General features: G+C 65.3%; 12 protein-coding genes. 8 read left to right on the top strand and 4 right to left on the bottom strand.

From position 1 onward, the window contains the following. Positions 1 to 34: 34 nt before the first annotated feature. Positions 35 to 1,654, top strand: a complete 1,620-nt coding sequence (locus GU920_RS03780; protein ID WP_161765617.1) for a GMC family oxidoreductase — start codon at positions 35 to 37, stop codon at positions 1,652 to 1,654. A gap of 204 nt (positions 1,655 to 1,858) precedes the next feature. Here the strand turns inward: GU920_RS03780 and betC are convergent, their stop codons facing one another. Then, complete coding sequence (betC, locus tag GU920_RS03775; RefSeq protein WP_161765616.1) at positions 1,859 to 3,367, bottom strand: choline-sulfatase; 1,509 nt, start codon at positions 3,365 to 3,367, stop codon at positions 1,859 to 1,861. A gap of 192 nt (positions 3,368 to 3,559) precedes the next feature. On the opposite strand from betC, the gene GU920_RS03770 reads away from it, so the two are divergent. From GU920_RS03770 to GU920_RS03745, 6 genes are all read left to right on the top strand, one after another. Next, positions 3,560 to 5,581 (top strand): CocE/NonD family hydrolase, encoded by a 2,022-nt coding sequence (locus GU920_RS03770; protein WP_161765615.1) that lies wholly within the window; start codon positions 3,560 to 3,562, stop codon positions 5,579 to 5,581. Positions 5,582 to 5,703: 122 nt separating this feature from the next. Further along, positions 5,704 to 7,293: an ABC transporter substrate-binding protein gene (locus tag GU920_RS03765; protein ID WP_161765614.1), complete on the top strand. Its 1,590-nt coding sequence runs from the start codon at positions 5,704 to 5,706 to the stop codon at positions 7,291 to 7,293. Between the two features lie 15 nt (positions 7,294 to 7,308). Continuing rightward, positions 7,309 to 8,265 carry an ABC transporter permease gene (locus GU920_RS03760; protein ID WP_161765613.1) on the top strand — a complete coding sequence of 319 codons (957 nt, stop codon included), beginning with the start codon at positions 7,309 to 7,311 and terminating at the stop codon, positions 8,263 to 8,265. Beyond that, entirely contained in the window at positions 8,262 to 9,077 is an 816-nt protein-coding gene (locus GU920_RS03755) for an ABC transporter permease (protein WP_161765612.1), read from the top strand. The genes GU920_RS03760 and GU920_RS03755 overlap by 4 nt, the downstream gene beginning before the upstream one ends. Next, on the top strand, positions 9,070 to 10,701 hold the full coding sequence (locus GU920_RS03750; RefSeq protein WP_161765611.1) for an ABC transporter ATP-binding protein: 1,632 nt from the start codon (positions 9,070 to 9,072) through the stop codon (positions 10,699 to 10,701). Before GU920_RS03755 ends, GU920_RS03750 begins: the two co-directional genes overlap by 8 nt. Next, a complete protein-coding gene (locus tag GU920_RS03745; protein ID WP_161765610.1) occupies positions 10,701 to 11,537 on the top strand; it encodes an alkaline phosphatase family protein in 837 nt (278 codons plus the stop codon). Before GU920_RS03750 ends, GU920_RS03745 begins: the two co-directional genes overlap by 1 nt. On the opposite strand, the gene GU920_RS03740 is transcribed toward GU920_RS03745, so the two are convergent. From GU920_RS03740 to GU920_RS03730, 3 genes are all read right to left on the bottom strand, one after another. Continuing rightward, the gene (locus tag GU920_RS03740; protein ID WP_161765609.1) at positions 11,534 to 12,283 is read right to left on the bottom strand and encodes a class II aldolase and adducin N-terminal domain-containing protein; all 750 of its coding nucleotides are present in this window, start codon (positions 12,281 to 12,283) and stop codon (positions 11,534 to 11,536) included. The genes GU920_RS03745 and GU920_RS03740 overlap by 4 nt on opposite strands. Next, positions 12,280 to 13,224, bottom strand: coding sequence for an alpha/beta hydrolase fold domain-containing protein (locus GU920_RS03735; protein ID WP_161765608.1), 945 nt, complete (start codon positions 13,222 to 13,224; stop codon positions 12,280 to 12,282). Before GU920_RS03735 ends, GU920_RS03740 begins: the two co-directional genes overlap by 4 nt. A 153-nt stretch (positions 13,225 to 13,377) precedes the next feature. Next, positions 13,378 to 13,584, bottom strand: coding sequence for a cold-shock protein (locus tag GU920_RS03730; RefSeq protein ID WP_023665438.1), 207 nt, complete (start codon positions 13,582 to 13,584; stop codon positions 13,378 to 13,380). Positions 13,585 to 14,280: 696 nt separating this feature from the next. Here GU920_RS03730 and GU920_RS03725 point away from each other — a divergent pair. Next, positions 14,281 to 14,571 carry a hypothetical protein gene (locus GU920_RS03725; RefSeq protein ID WP_161765607.1) on the top strand — a complete coding sequence of 97 codons (291 nt, stop codon included), beginning with the start codon at positions 14,281 to 14,283 and terminating at the stop codon, positions 14,569 to 14,571. Positions 14,572 to 14,598 lie beyond the last annotated feature (27 nt).

Genomic DNA, 14,598 nt, shown 5'->3' with positions numbered 1-14,598 from the left:
CGCTAGGCTCCGCCGCAAGCAGAGGTGGGCCAGCATGGGCGACGAAACGGATTACATCATCGTGGGGGCAGGGTCGGCGGGCTGCGTGCTGGCAGACCGGCTGACGGCCAGCGGCAAGCATCGGGTGACGGTGCTGGAGGCAGGCGGGACCGACCGGCGCTTTTTCGTGATGCTCCCCTTGGGCTATGGCAAGCTGTTCTACGACCCCGCCGTGAACTGGCTTTACAAGACCGAACCCGACCCCGGGCTTGCCGGGCAGCGCGACCACTGGCCGCGCGGCAAGGTTCTGGGCGGGTCGTCCAGCATCAATGCCATGGTCTATATCCGCGGTCACCGCGCGGATTACGAGGAATGGGAGGCGGCGGGCAATCCCGGCTGGGGCTGGGAGGATGTGCTCTCCGCCTACAAGGCCATGGAGGATACCGAGGCGGGCGGCGATGACTGGCGCGGCAAGGGCGGGCCTTTGTTCGTGTCGGCCAATCGCAAGGGGCTGCATCCCTTGGTGAAGGATTACGTCGCCGCCTGCGAAAGCGCAGGCCTGCCGCATAACCCGGATTTCAACGGGGCGGTTCAGGAAGGGGCGGGCATCTATCAGATGACCATCCACAAGGCGCGGCGCAATTCTGCCGCCCGCGCCTTCCTGCGGCCTGCGATGAAGCGACCGAACTGCCGGGTGATCACCGGGGCAATGGTGACGCGGGTGCTGATCGAAGAGGGCCGCGCCGTGGGCGTGGACTATGTGCAGAACGGGCAGACCCATACCCTGCGCGCCAAGGCCGAGGTGATCCTGTCCGGGGGCGCCATCAACTCGCCGCAACTACTGCAACTCTCAGGAATCGGGCCGGGGGCGTTGCTGCAAGGCATGGGCATCCCCGTGCAGCGCGACAACCCCAATGTGGGCGATCATCTGAGCGATCATCAGGGCATCAACTACACCTGGAAGATGCGCGTCCCCACCTATAACGACGAGCTTCGCCCCTGGTGGGGCAAGCTGATCGCCGGGATGAAATACGTGCTGGCCGGGGCGGGGCCGCTTGCCAAGTCGATCAACCATGCGGGGGGCTTCTTCCGCACCTCGCCCGACCTCGCGCGCCCCAACATGCAGCTTTACATGCAGGCCTTCTCCACCCTCATCCCGCGGGAAGGGGAGCGGCCGATCCTGACGCCCGATCCCTTTCCCGGCATGTCGCTTGGCCTGTCGAACTGCCGTCCCACCAGCCGGGGCCATATCCGCATCGGATCGCCCGACCCGTTCCGCCACCCGGTGATCACGGCCAATGCCTTTTCAACCGACCATGACGTGCAGGAGATGTTGCTGGCGGTGAAGTATCTGCGCCATCTGGCGGCGCAGCCGCCCTTGGCCCGCCTGATCGCCGAAGAACTGCGTCCGGGGCCGGAGGTGGTGACGGACGCGGCGCTGATCGAGGATTTCCGCAAACGGTCGGGCACCGTCTATCACCCGTCCTGCACCTGCCGGATGGGGCCGGATCCAGCGACCAGCGTGGTGGATTCGCGCCTACGCGTGCACGGCGTGGCGGGGTTGCGGGTGATCGACGCCTCCAGCTTTCCCAACCTGATCGCGGGCAACACCAACGCGCCTGCGATGATGCTGGGCTGGAAGGGCGCGGAACTGGTGCTGGCCGACGCGCGTTGATCCCAGGCGGGGGTGCCGTCGCAGGGGGCATCGACCCCCCTGCACCGGCGTTGCCACGGAAGGTGGCGACCGGTCACCCGAGGGGTGGCGGGGTGCGAGGGGCCGCGTTGCAGTGGGGTATTTGGGCCAAGATGAAGCAAGCCCGTGGTCTTCATCTTGGCTCAAATACCCATCCTACAACGGCAGGACCTGCGGAAACGCCGGTCATTCGCCGCGCGGGAAGCGTTTGCTTTCCTCCAGCACGTTCAGATCCATGTGGTTGCGCATGTAGCGTTCGGATGCGGCGCGCAGGGGCTGGTGATCCCAAGGGAAATAGGCACCGTTGCGCAGCGCCTCATACACCACCCAACGGCGGGCCTGGCTTTCGCGCACGGCGGCATCATAGGCGGCAAGGTTCCAGCGCGCCTGCACCTTGGCGCGGAAGGCGGCGAGGGTCGTGGCATGGGCGGGATCCGGGGCGAGGTTCCGACGCTCGGCCGGGTCGGTGGCAAGGTTGAACAGCATGTCGGGGTCGGCGGGGCACTGGATGTATTTCCAGTCGCCCTCGCGCAGGCAGACCATCGGGGTGATCGTGCCCTCGGCGGCGTACTCCATGGCGACGGCGGTGTTGCGCGGGGTGCCGGTGGCGAGGGGGACGAGGTTTTCGCCATCGGTCCAGGGCAGGATTTCGGCCATGTCGATGCCGGCCAGCGCGGCCAGCGTGGGGGTCACGTCGATGGTGGAGACGGGCGTGTCGATGCGCTGCGGGGTGAAGCCGGGGGCGGCGATCATCAGCGGCACGCGGGCGGAGCCTTCGAAGAAGTTCATCTTGAACCACAGCCCCCGCTCGCCCAGCATCTCGCCATGGTCCGACAGGAAGAGGATGATCGCCTCTTGCCGCGTGGCGGCCAGCGTGTCGAGGATTTCGCCGATCTTGGCATCGACGTAGGAGATGTTGGCGAAATAGCCCTGACGGGCGCGGCGGATATGCGCATCCGTGATGTCGAAGGCGCGCCAGTCGCAGGCATCCATAAGGCGCTGTGAATGGGGATCCTGTTCTGCGTAGGCGATGGCGGGTGGCGGTTCCAGTTCGGGCGCGCCATCGTAGAGGTCCCAGAATTTCCGCCGCGCAACGAAGGGGTCGTGTGGATGGGTGAAGCTGACGGTCAGGCACCACGGGCGCCGGTCGTGGCCGCGTGAGAGGTCATAGAGTTTCTGGACGGCCTGAAAGGCCACGTCGTCATCATATTCCAGCTGGTTGGTGATTTCGGCCACGCCCGCCCCGGTGACAGACCCGAGGTTGTGATACCACCAGTCGATCCTTTCGCCGGGCTTGCGATAGTCGGGCGTCCAGCCGAAATCGGCGGGGTAGATGTCGGTGGTCAGCCGCTCTTCGAACCCGTGAAGCTGATCGGGGCCGACGAAATGCATCTTTCCCGACAGCGCGGTCTGATAGCCCGCGCGGCGCAGGTGATGGGCATAGGTGGGGATGTCAGAGGCGAATTCGGCAGCATTGTCATAGACGCGGGTGCGTCTGGGCAGCGCGCCCGACATGAAGGCCGCGCGGGCGGGCGCGCAGAGGGGCGAGGGAGTGTAGCTGTTGGCAAACCGGACGGAGCGTTGGGCCAGTTTGCGCAGGTTGGGGGCGTGCAGGAAAGGGGCGGGGCCGTCAGGGAAGAGCGTGCCGGTGAGCTGATCCACCATGAGGATGAGGATGTTGGGGCGGGTGGTCATCGGGGCCTCCGTCTGCGGTGATGGCCGCAGAGTAGGAGAGCGACCCAGCGCCGGATAGGGCGAGAGCGTCCCTTGCCGCCCTGCGGACGACATCCGCAGGCAATGTCGCGAATGGCGGATGGATTGCCGCCCGAGAGGCATGAGTCGCGGCGGACGTGGCGTCAGATGACCCGAGCCCCGGAGAGCGCGCCCATGACCATCCGCACGGAATTTCCCCATCCTATCGTGGAGCATGAGGATATGGGGATTGTCCTGCCGGATGGCTGCCGCCTGTCGGCGCGGGTCTGGATGCCCGAGGATGCCGAAGCGCGGCCGGTGCCGGCGGTGCTGGAATACATCCCCTATCGCAAGCGCGACGGAACCCTGCCGCGGGACGAGATGATGCACCCCTATATGGCAGGGCACGGTTACGCCTGCGTGCGGGTGGACATGCGGGGGAATGGCGATTCCGAAGGGTTGATGACCGACGAGTATACGCAACAGGAAATGGATGACGCGGTGGCCGTGATCGACTGGCTGTCGCAGCAAGCCTGGTGCAGCGGCGCGGTGGGGATGATGGGAAAGTCCTGGGGCGGGTTCAACTGCCTGCAGGCGGCGTTCAACCAGCCGCCCGCGCTGAAGGCGGTGATTTCGGTGTGCTCCACCACCGACCGCTTCGCCGATGACATCCATTACAAGGGCGGCTGTCTGCTGGGCGAGAATTTCGGCTGGGGGGCGGTAATGCTGTCCTTTTCCAGCCGCCCGCCGGACCCCGTGCTGCGCCCCGATTGGCGGAGGATGTGGATGGAGCGGCTGGAGTCCGAGCCCTGGCTTGCCCCGCGCTGGGCCGCTTTGCAGGAACGGGGGGCGTTCTGGAAGCACGGATCGGTGGGCGAGGATTACGCCCGGATGCAGACGCCTGTGCTGATCTGGGGCGGCTGGGCCGACAATTACATGAACACCGTGGCGCATCTGGTGGAGAACGTGCCCGCGCCCTGCAAAGGGATTGTGGGGCCTTGGGTGCACCAGTACCCGCATACGGCGGTGCCGGGGCCGCAGGTGGGGTTCCTGCAAGAGGCGCTGCGCTGGTGGGACCGATGGCTGAAAGGTATTCCGAACGGGGCCGAGGATGACCCCGCCTACCGCGTCTGGATGATGGACAGCGCGCCGCCAGACGCCAGCGCAAAGGCACGGCCCGGGCATTGGGTGGCCGAGGCGGAATGGCCGTCGCCGCGCGTGTCTCGGCAAGTGCTGACCCTTGGGGCGTCGCGCGGGGCGGGGACGTCGCAGGGGTATTTGGGCCTAGGTGAAACGGGAAATCTGCAGGTGACCATTGCAACGCCGCAGCATCTGGGGCTGAGGGCGGGGGAGTTCTTCCCCATGGGTCTGAATGCCGAGATGCCCGGGGACCAGCGCGAGGATGATGCGCTGTCGGTCTGTTTTGACGCAGACGTGCTGGAGGCGGGGCTGGACCTCTTGGGGGCGGCGGAGGTGCGGCTGCGACTGTCATCGGACAGACCGCTTGGTTTTGTGGTGGCGCGGCTTTGCGATGTGGCCCCCGAAGGGGCATCGGTGCGGATCGCGCATGGGATGCTGAACCTGTGCCATCGGGGCAGCATGGAGAGGCCTGCGCCGATGGTGCCGGGGCAGACGGTGGAGGTGGCGTTCCGGCTGGACCAGATGGCCTATCGGCTGGCGCCGGGGCACAGGCTGCGGCTGGCACTGTCGAACAGCTATTGGCCCTTTGTCTGGCCTTCGCCTGCGGCGGGGCGGTTGACCCTCACGGGGGGGAGCCTGACCCTGCCGGTGCATCAGGGCAGCGGTGACGAATGGACGCCGCCGCCCGCCGAACATGCTGCGCCGTGGAAGCATCGCGTGATCCGGGCTGGAAAGACCCGGCGCTGCATCGAAGAGGATTTGATCACCGGGACGGTCGCGCTGGTGGTGGAGGATGATCTGGGCGATGCCGAGAACCTGACGCATGGGCTGTGCAGCGGCGAGACGATGAGCGAGCGGTGGGAAATCCGGCCCGACGATCCCTTGTCGGCGCGGGCGGTGCATGTCTGGGAGCAGCGGCTGTCGCGGGGGGATTGGTCTGTACGGACGCGGGCGGAAGCCGAGATGACGGGAACGGCAGACACGCTGCGGATGACGGCGGTCCTGCGCGCCTGGGAGGGGGAGGCGCTGGTCTTCGAACGGCACTGGGATGACAGGGTGGACCGGCGCCATGTCTGAAAAACGTGACACCGGGATGGGAAAAAAGCTTTGCCCGCAGAGGGATTCGCGGGTTACTGATTGAGTAATCAACAAAAACGCCCGGCACAGAGAGGCTGGGTCGCCAAGAGGGAGACCATGGAATGAACAGCGAGTTTGACTACCTGCTCAAGCGTGCGGCGCGTGGCATGATGAGCCGCCGTGAGTTTGTTGGCCGCGCTTCGGCGCTGGGGATTTCGGCGGCGATGGCCAATACGCTGCTGGCATCTGCCGCGCGGGCCGAGGGGCCGGTGAAGGGGGGCGTGCTGCGCGCCGGGATGGCGGGCGGGGAGTCGACCAACTCGCTCGACCCGGCGCTGGCGGCGTCGGAAGTGCCGTTCATGGTCAACATGACCTGGGGCGAGATGCTGGTGGACGTGAACGCCAAGGGCGAGATCGACTATCGCATCGCCGAAGAGATCAGCGCCAATGCCGATGCCACGGAGTGGAAGTTCAAGATCCGCGCGGGGGTGGAGTTCCATGACGGTAAGACGGTGACGGCCGAGGATGTGGTGGCCACGCTGCGCCGCCACACGGACGAGAAATCGCAATCGGGCGCGCTGGGCATCGTGCAGGGCATCTCCGACATGAAGGCCGAAGGCGACATGGTCACGCTGACGCTGGCATCCGGCAATGCCGACCTGCCCTTCCTTATGGCCGATTATCACCTTGTGATCCAGCCGGGCGGCGGGGTGGACAATCCGGCAGCGGGCATCGGCGCCGGGCCCTACAAGGTGACGGCGTTCGAGCCGGGCGTGCGCCACGTGTTCGAGCGGCATGCCAACTATTTTGACAGCACCATGGCCCATGCCGACCAGGTTGAAATCCTGGTCATCAACGACAACACCGCCCGGACGGCGGCGTTGCAGGCGGGGCAGGTGCATATGATCAACCGGGTGGACCCGAAGATCATCGAACTGCTCAAAGGGGTGCCGGGCATCACGATCGAACATGTCGCGGGCCGTGGGCATTATGTGTTCATCATGCATTGCGACAAGGCGCCCTTCGACAACAAGGACCTGCGCAACGCGCTGAAGCTTGCGATCAACCGTCAAGAGATGGTGGACAAGATCCTTGGCGGCTATGGCAGCAAAGGCAACGACTTCCCGATCAACGCGGCCTATCCGCTGTTTGATGAGACCATCCCGCAGCGCGAATACGATGCGGCGGCGGCGGCAGAGCTTTACAAGGCTTCGGGTCACGACGGCAGCCCGATCATCCTGCGCACGGCCCCCGGTGCCTTCCCCGGCGCGGTGGAAGCGGCGCAACTGTTCCAGCAGTCGGCCGCGGCGGCGGGCATCCCGCTGGAGGTGAAGGTGGAGCCCGATGATGGCTACTGGTCGAACGTCTGGAATGTGGAGCCGTTCTGCGCCTCGTACTGGGGTGGCCGTCCTGTGCAGGACCAGATGTATTCCACCGCCTATCTGTCCTCCGCCGACTGGAACGATACTAAGTTCAAGAACGCCCGGTTCGACGAATTGCTGGTGACCGCGCGGGCCGAGCTTGACGCGACCAAGCGCAAGGCGATGTATTCGGAAATGGCCAACATCCTGCGCGATGAGGGCGGCCTGATCTGCCCGATGTTCAACGATTTCGTCGAAGCCAAGCGGGAAGAGGTGGGCGGCTGGCTGCCCGATCCGAATGGCGAGCTGATGAACGGGCGCGCGCTGGCCAAGTGCTGGCTGACCGCCTGATCGGGCCATTGCAAGGTGCACCCGATCCTTAAACTCGTGGCCCAGCGTATCGCGCTGGGCCTGCTTCTGCTGCTGGCCGTTTCGCTGCTGATCTTTCTCGGCACCGAGGCGCTGCCCGGCGATGTGGCGCAGGCGATCCTGGGCCAGTCGGCCACGCCTGAGGCGCTGGCGAACCTGCGTGAATCGCTGGGGCTGAACCGGCCGGCCTATGTGCGGTATTTCGACTGGCTGGGCGGCATCCTGACCGGCGATTTCGGCGTGGCGCTGACGAATGGGCAGGATATCGGTCAGGCCATCGGGCAACGTCTGGGCAATACCCTGTTCCTTGCGGCCTGCGCGGCGGTGATCTCTGTCCCCCTGGCCATTCTTCTGGGGCTGATCGCGGCGCGCTACAACGGGCGCTGGCCGGACAAGGTGATTTCCGGGGTCACGCTTTCGACGATCTCGCTGCCCGAATTCGTGGCGGCCTATTTCGTGATCTTCCTGCTGACGCAGGTCTTTCCGATCTTTCAGCCCGTCGCCATGGTCTTTCCCGGCATGGGCTTTTGGGAAAGGCTTCAGGCGGTGGCCCTGCCGGTGATCGTGCTGGTCCTTGTGGTGCTGGCGCATATGATGCGGATGACGCGGGCGGCGATCCTGAACGTGATGCAATCGGCCTATATCGAGACGGCGGAACTCAAGGGCCTGTCGCCGATGCGGGTGATCTGGCAGCACGCCTTTCCCAACGCCATCGCGCCCATCGTTTCGGTCGTGGTCCTGAACCTTGCCTATCTGGTGGTGGGCGTGGTCGTGGTCGAGGTGGTGTTCGGCTATAACGCGCTGGGCCAATATCTGGTGGACCATGTGGCCAAACGTGACCTGCCTGTGGTGCAGGCCGTCGGGCTGATCTTTGCGGCGGTCTATATCGGGCTGAACATTCTGGCCGACGTGATCGGCATCGTTTCCAACCCACGCTTGAGGCACCCGAAATGAAGATGCCTCTCTCTGCCCTCATCGGCCTTATCCTGACCGGTCTGTTCCTGTTCTGCGCCATCTTTGCGCAATGGATCGCGCCCTATCCGCTGGATGCTGTCATCGGCGGGGTGTGGGAGGCGCCGTCCGAACGGCATTGGCTGGGCACCGATACGATCGGCCGCGATATCCTGAGCCGGATGATCTATGGCGGCCAGATCACGATCTTCGTGGCACTGGCATCTTCGCTGCTGTCCTTTGGCCTTGGGTCCTTTCTTGGATTTCTGGCGGCGGTGAAGGGCGGCTGGATTGATCAGGGGGTAAGCCGCCTTGTCGATCTGATGATGGCGATCCCGTCGCTGATCGTGGCGCTGGTCGTGCTGTCGGTGCTGCCCATCAACCTGACCGTGCTGATCATGGTGATGGGCCTTTTGGATGCGACGCGGGTGTTCCGCTTGTCGCGTGCCGTGGCCATGGACATCACGGTGATGGACTATGTCGAGGCGGCGAAACTGCGCGGCGAGGGGCAGTCGTGGATCATCTTCCGCGAGATCCTGCCCAATGCGCTGTCGCCTCTGGTGGCCGAATTCGGGCTGCGCTTCATCTTTGCGGTGCTGTTCATCTCAACCCTGTCCTTCCTTGGCCTTGGCATCCAGCCGCCGCTGGCGGATTGGGGCGGGATGGTGAAGGAGAACAAGGACGGGCTGATCTATGGCAAGTCCGCCGCGCTGATGCCCGCGCTCGCCATCGCGCTGCTGGCGATATCGGTGAACCTTGTGGCGGACTGGATCCTGTCGCGCACGACAAGCCTGAAAGGGGGGCGCGGTGGCTGACCTGCTTGAGATACGGAACCTGCGGATCGAGGCGACCTCCTATCCCCCGGGCGAGCCGCCGCGCGATGTCGTGCTGGTGGATAATGTGTCGGTCAGCGTGGCCAAGGGCAAGGTGCTGGGTCTGATCGGGGAATCCGGGGCAGGCAAATCCACCATCGGGCTGTCGGCCATGGCCTATGGTCGGGGCGGCGTGCGCCTGACCGGGGGGCAGATCATCCTGAACGGGCGCGACATCCGGGGGATGGGGCCGGCAGGGCTGCGCGCGCTGCGCGGGCGCGAGGTGACCTATGTGGCGCAATCGGCCGCGGCGGCGTTCAACCCGGCCAAGCGGTTGATGGAGCAGGTGATCGAAACCACGCTGTCGCACGGGCTTATGGCGCGCGCCGAGGCCGAGGCGCGGGCGGTGATGCTGTTCGGCAAGCTGGGGCTGCCCAATCCCGAGACATTCGGAAACCGGTATCCGCATCAGGTGTCAGGCGGGCAGTTGCAGCGGGCTATGACGGCCATGGCGCTGTGTCCGAAGCCCGATCTTGTGATCTTTGACGAACCCACCACCGCGCTGGACGTGACGACACAGATCGACGTGCTGGCCGCGATCAAGGAGGCAATCCACGACACGGGGGTGGCCGCGCTGTACATCACCCATGATCTGGCCGTGGTGGCACAGGTGGCGGATGACATTCTGGTGCTGCGGCAGGGCAAGAAGGTGGAATACGGCCCCGTGCGGCAGATCATCACCGACCCGCATGAGGACTATACCCGTGCGCTGGTGTCCGTCCGATCCATCGACCATGAAGAGAAGGCTGCGGCCCCGGCCGTGCTGTCGGTGCAGAACGTGACGGCGCGTTACAAGGGCACGAATTTCGATGTGCTGAAGAACGTGACGGTCGATCTGCCCGCCGGGCAGACGCTGGCCGTGGTGGGGGAGAGCGGTTCGGGGAAATCCACCCTCGCCCGGGCTATTACCGGGTTGCTGCCGCCCTCGCAGGGGCGGATCACCTTTGCCGGGCGGGCGCTGAGCGGGGCGCTGCAGGAGCGCAGCAAGGACGATCTGCGGGAATTGCAGATGATCTATCAGATGGCCGATACGGCCATGAACCCGCGTCAGACCGTGGGTACGATCATCGGGCGCCCGCTGGAGTTCTACTTTGGCATGGGCGGAGAGGCGAAACGCAGGCGGGTGCAGGAACTGCTTGACCAGATCGAGATGGGCAAGGGCTACATTGACCGGTATCCGGCTGAATTGTCGGGCGGGCAGAAGCAGCGTGTCTGCATCGCGCGGGCGCTGGCCGCAAAGCCCAAGCTGATCATCTGCGACGAAGTCACAAGCGCGCTGGATCCGCTGGTGGCAGACGGCATCCTGAAGCTGCTTCTGAACCTTCAGGCGCAGGAGCATGTGGCCTATCTGTTCATCACCCATGATCTGGCCACGGTGAAGGCCATCGCCGACAAGATCGCGGTCATGTATCGCGGGCAGGTCGTACGCTACGGGTCAAAGACCGATGTGCTGACCCCACCCTTTGACGATTACACCGATCTGCTTCTCTCCTCTGTCCCGGAGATGCGGCTGGGCTGGCTGGAAGAGATGCTGGCCCATCGCAAGATGGAAAGCGCAGGGAACTGATGGCGCGTAAGCTTTTGCTGATCCTCATCGACGGGGTGCCCTATCGCAACTGGCGGCGGCTGTTCGGCAATCTGGAAGGCTGGGTGCAATCGGGCGAGGCGCGGGTGTGGCGGATGCGGGCGGTGCTGCCCTCCACCTCGGCGTCGTGCTACGCGTCGATCCACACGGGCGTGCCGCCGCAGGTGCATGGCATCTGGGGCAATTACGCGGTGCGCAAGATCGACCTGCCGGACGTGTTTTCCGAATTGGCCCGGGCGGGGCGGCGGACCGGGGCGGTGACACATTCCTTCTGGTCGGAATTCTTTCAGCGCGCCCCCTTCGATGCGGTGCGCGATATCGAATATGACGAAGAGGCAGGACCGATCCATCACGGGCGGTTCCACACCATGGCGGGTTATGGCCATGACAACCAGATGACGCCGTCGGATCACGACCTCTTCGCCACGCTGACGCGGCTGTGCGAGGCGAAGGGGATCGACTACGGGCTCTATCATTCCTGCACGCTGGATAGCATGGGCCACCGCTTTCACCATGACTGTGACGCGATGGATCATGCCTGCTATCTTCTGGATGAACAGCTGGCCCCGTTCATCCATCGCTGGAGACGCGCTGGGTATGAGGTGATCGTGACGGCCGATCACGGGCAGGATGAGCGCGGCCACCATGGCGGCGCGGGCGAGTTGCAGCAGGACTTTGCCTTCTATTACTTCGGCGACAGCGCGATGCCGCCCAAGGACACGCTTCTGGACCAACTCGCCCTCGCCCCGTCGATCCTCACGCGGATGGGCGTGCCCGTGCCACCCACGATGAAGGCCGCGCCTTTCCTTGTGCCTTAGCGGGCGTAGCTGTCGGCTTCTTCATCAAGGATCGTACGCAACTCGCGCAGGTGGACATCGGCAAAGCCGGGGTAGGCCTCCCATTCCTGCGCGGTCTTTTCGGCGATGGCGTCCGGCAGCACGCGCAGGGGGCGACCCGTCTGCAGGGCGCGGATATAGGTCTCGGCCGCGCGTTCGAAATAGTAGAGACGGTTGAACGCCTCGGCCACGGTTTGCCCGATGACCAGCACGCCGTGATTGCCCATCACCATCACCGTTGTCTTGGGATCGGCCAGCAGGGCGGCGCAGCGTGCGCCCTCTTCCTCGAACGCCATGCCGCCGTACTGGTCATCGACGACAAGGCGGTTGTGGAACATGGCGCTGTTCTGGTCGATCGCGGGAAGGCGAGAGTCGGCGAGGCTGGCCAGAACCGTGGCGTGGATGGAATGGACGTGCATCACGCAGCGGGCATGGGGCAGCGCGCGGTGGATGGAGCCGTGCAGGCCCCACGCCGTGGGGTCCGGGGCATCGGGGCGGGCCATGGTGGCGGGATCGTTGGCGTCGATCTCGATCAGGCTGGAGGCGGTGATCCGGCTGAAGTGGCGACCGTTCGGATTGATCAGGAAGCGCGTCCCCTCTGCGTTCACGGCGAGCGAGAAATGGTTGGCCACTGCCTCATGCATGTTCAGGCGGGCCGTCCAGCGGAAGGCGGCGGCCATGTCGCAGCGTTCCTGCCAGTGGGTAAGGTTCGGGATCGGGGCGTTCATGCGTGGTCCTCCGTTTCGGGCCATGTGCCGCGGGCCATGGCGGACAGGGTGCGGGTGATGCGGGCAAAGCTGGCCGCAGCGCGGGGCACGGTGGTGCGGGCGCGCAAGTAGCCATGGACGAGGCCGGTTTCGATGACGGCGCGGGCGGGGGTTCCGGCGGCGGCAAGACGGGCGGCATAGGCGCCGGCATCGTCGGCCAGCGGATCGCATTCGGCGGCGATGGCGAGGGTCGGGGGAAGGCCGGTAAAATCGTGGTCGGAGAGGGGGGCGAAACTTGGATCAGCCGGGGGCGGGGGGGCGTTGCCGTGGCGGATGCCGCCGTAGAACAGCACGTCATCACGGGTCAGCATGGGCGCATGGGCGTGGGTGAGGTAGGAGCCGTGATCGGTGTCTCCGCCCAGACCGGGATAGATCAGCACCTGCCCGGCGATCCCGTGCTGGCCATGCCGGCCAAGCGCATGGGCGGTGGCGGCGGCAAGGTTCCCGCCCGCGCTGTCGCCTGCAAGGAGGAGCGGTGCGGGAAGTTCCGCGGCAACGGCCAGGGTTGCGGCGCAGGCATCGTCAAACGCGGCGGGGTGGGGGTGTTCGGGGCAGAGCCGGTAGTCGACAGAGACGACATGCAGACCCGTGGCCGCGCAGAGATCGGCGCAGACATCATCATGGCTGTGCAGGCCACCCACGACGAAGCCGCCACCGTGGAAATAGACAATTGTGCCGTCTGTCCCGGGGTAATGACGGCAGGGCACCCCGCCAAAGAGCCGATCCTTGGACGTGATCCCGGGCGGGTAGCCCCGGTGGAACCCGCGGCACATCGCATCGTAGATGGCGCGTTGGTCGGCGATGGTCAGGCTGGCGGTGTCGGGGGGATAGGCGGCCTCGGACCTGTGGATGAAGTCCCAGGTGGATGCGTCGATGAGGCGGGTGTAATCAGGCGTCGTCATGACCCGAACTTGCAGCACGCACCGGGCGGTGGCTAGCAGATAAGGCCGATCGCCATGTCGCGGATAGACGTTGCGCTTGGACGGGCTGTCAGAAACACGAACGGGCGCAACCGTGACAGTTGCGCCCGAACGGTGATGAGCGGAACCCGAAGATCAGGCCAGCGCGAGGTTCGTGGCCGATTCGCGGCCGTCACGGCCGGCTTCGATGTCGAAGGTCACGGCTTGGCCGTCCTTCAGGCCGCGCAGGCCAGCACGCTCCAGCGCGGTGATGTGAACGAACACGTCCTTCTTGCCGCCTTCCGGGGCGATGAAGCCGTAGCCTTTGGTTTCATTGAACCATTTCACGGTGCCCTTGGCCATCGTGAAGTCTCCTGTCAAAGTCTGCCGCCCGCACTGTGCGGCGGCCTGGCCCCGTCAGCTTGGTCGATGCTGTGGCCGGAAAATCCGAAGACAGAAGTCGAGTAGAGTTAACGTCGCCCGACGGATATGAGCGCAGATTGCCTGAAAATCAAGAAAATTGGGGTTAATTCCATCCCTATGTCCTGTCTGGTCGCCGTTATGGTTGCCATTGCGTCAGCAGGTCGGGGCTCCGCTTGCGTCTGCAGAGGGGGCGACGTTCGACCCCTGTCTATCTGCTGTCTACCTGCGGGCCATGGAAAATCCACCGACGGATCCTGCGCATCCCGCGATGTGACCGATCAAGGAAGGGGGACATCCGGCGACAGGCGCACCCACGGCCCTTACCGGTTGCCGGCGCCCCCCAGCGGCGCTGCCGCGCGGGGATATGGCGCGGACCTGCCTTTGTCTGGCTGTGCTGCGAAGGGGCGTCCTTAGATCGGGGCCGCTTTCGCGCATGGTCCGGGACCTTTGGCCAGCAGATCGCAAGACCTTCTTATGTCACGAAATTGCCCGAATTTTGCCACATTCCGGCAAGCGCCAGCAGCGCCGACGGACGGGTCGGAAAGGGTAGATGATGTCGTTAAAGCTAGGGGCGGAGGTCGCCTTGTGGAAGGTCGGGCCGGGATGTGCGCCGGAGACGGGGCTGGAGGACCGGGCATGACCGGGGCGCAGGTAAGCTACATCGGCGCCTTCCGACAGGCCGAACGGTCGGGCGAGCGTCTGTTGGATCGCGCGCGCCGCAGGCGGCAGGAACTGATCGGTACCAGGAAGGTCTGGGTGGTCGAGATCGCGACAGCCGATCAGGGCGTCGCGCTGCATCGATTCATGGAGACGCCGCGGATCGGCGACCTTCTGGCGCGCAGCGGGGCGGATGCCACCCTTGTCAGCCTGCGGGTGGAGGAGGTTCCGGGTCGCCGCTGTGCGGCCGGGATGACCGCGGCCGAATAGGGGCTTGGCAGCGGCCTAACCGGTCGG

It is taken from the genome of Paragemmobacter ruber (assembly GCF_009908315.1).
Lineage (GTDB): Bacteria > Pseudomonadota > Alphaproteobacteria > Rhodobacterales > Rhodobacteraceae > Paragemmobacter > Paragemmobacter ruber.
Note: the sequence above shows the minus strand (reverse complement) of the source record. Positions and strands in the feature narration are given on the sequence as shown.

Bases quoted from the DNA above. Each gene is read 5' to 3' on its own strand.
- GU920_RS03780 (WP_161765617.1), top strand. From the start codon at position 35: ATGGGCGACGAAACGGATTACATCATCGTGGGGGCAGGGTCGGCGGGC.
- betC (WP_161765616.1), bottom strand. From the start codon at position 3,367: ATGACCACCCGCCCCAACATCCTCATCCTCATGGTGGATCAGCTCACC.
- GU920_RS03770 (WP_161765615.1), top strand. From the start codon at position 3,560: ATGACCATCCGCACGGAATTTCCCCATCCTATCGTGGAGCATGAGGAT.
- GU920_RS03765 (WP_161765614.1), top strand. From the start codon at position 5,704: ATGAACAGCGAGTTTGACTACCTGCTCAAGCGTGCGGCGCGTGGCATG.
- GU920_RS03755 (WP_161765612.1), top strand. From the start codon at position 8,262: ATGAAGATGCCTCTCTCTGCCCTCATCGGCCTTATCCTGACCGGTCTG.
- GU920_RS03745 (WP_161765610.1), top strand. From the start codon at position 10,701: ATGGCGCGTAAGCTTTTGCTGATCCTCATCGACGGGGTGCCCTATCGC.
- GU920_RS03740 (WP_161765609.1), bottom strand. From the start codon at position 12,283: ATGAACGCCCCGATCCCGAACCTTACCCACTGGCAGGAACGCTGCGAC.
- GU920_RS03735 (WP_161765608.1), bottom strand. From the start codon at position 13,224: ATGACGACGCCTGATTACACCCGCCTCATCGACGCATCCACCTGGGAC.
- GU920_RS03730 (WP_023665438.1), bottom strand. From the start codon at position 13,584: ATGGCCAAGGGCACCGTGAAATGGTTCAATGAAACCAAAGGCTACGGC.
- GU920_RS03725 (WP_161765607.1), top strand. From the start codon at position 14,281: ATGACCGGGGCGCAGGTAAGCTACATCGGCGCCTTCCGACAGGCCGAA.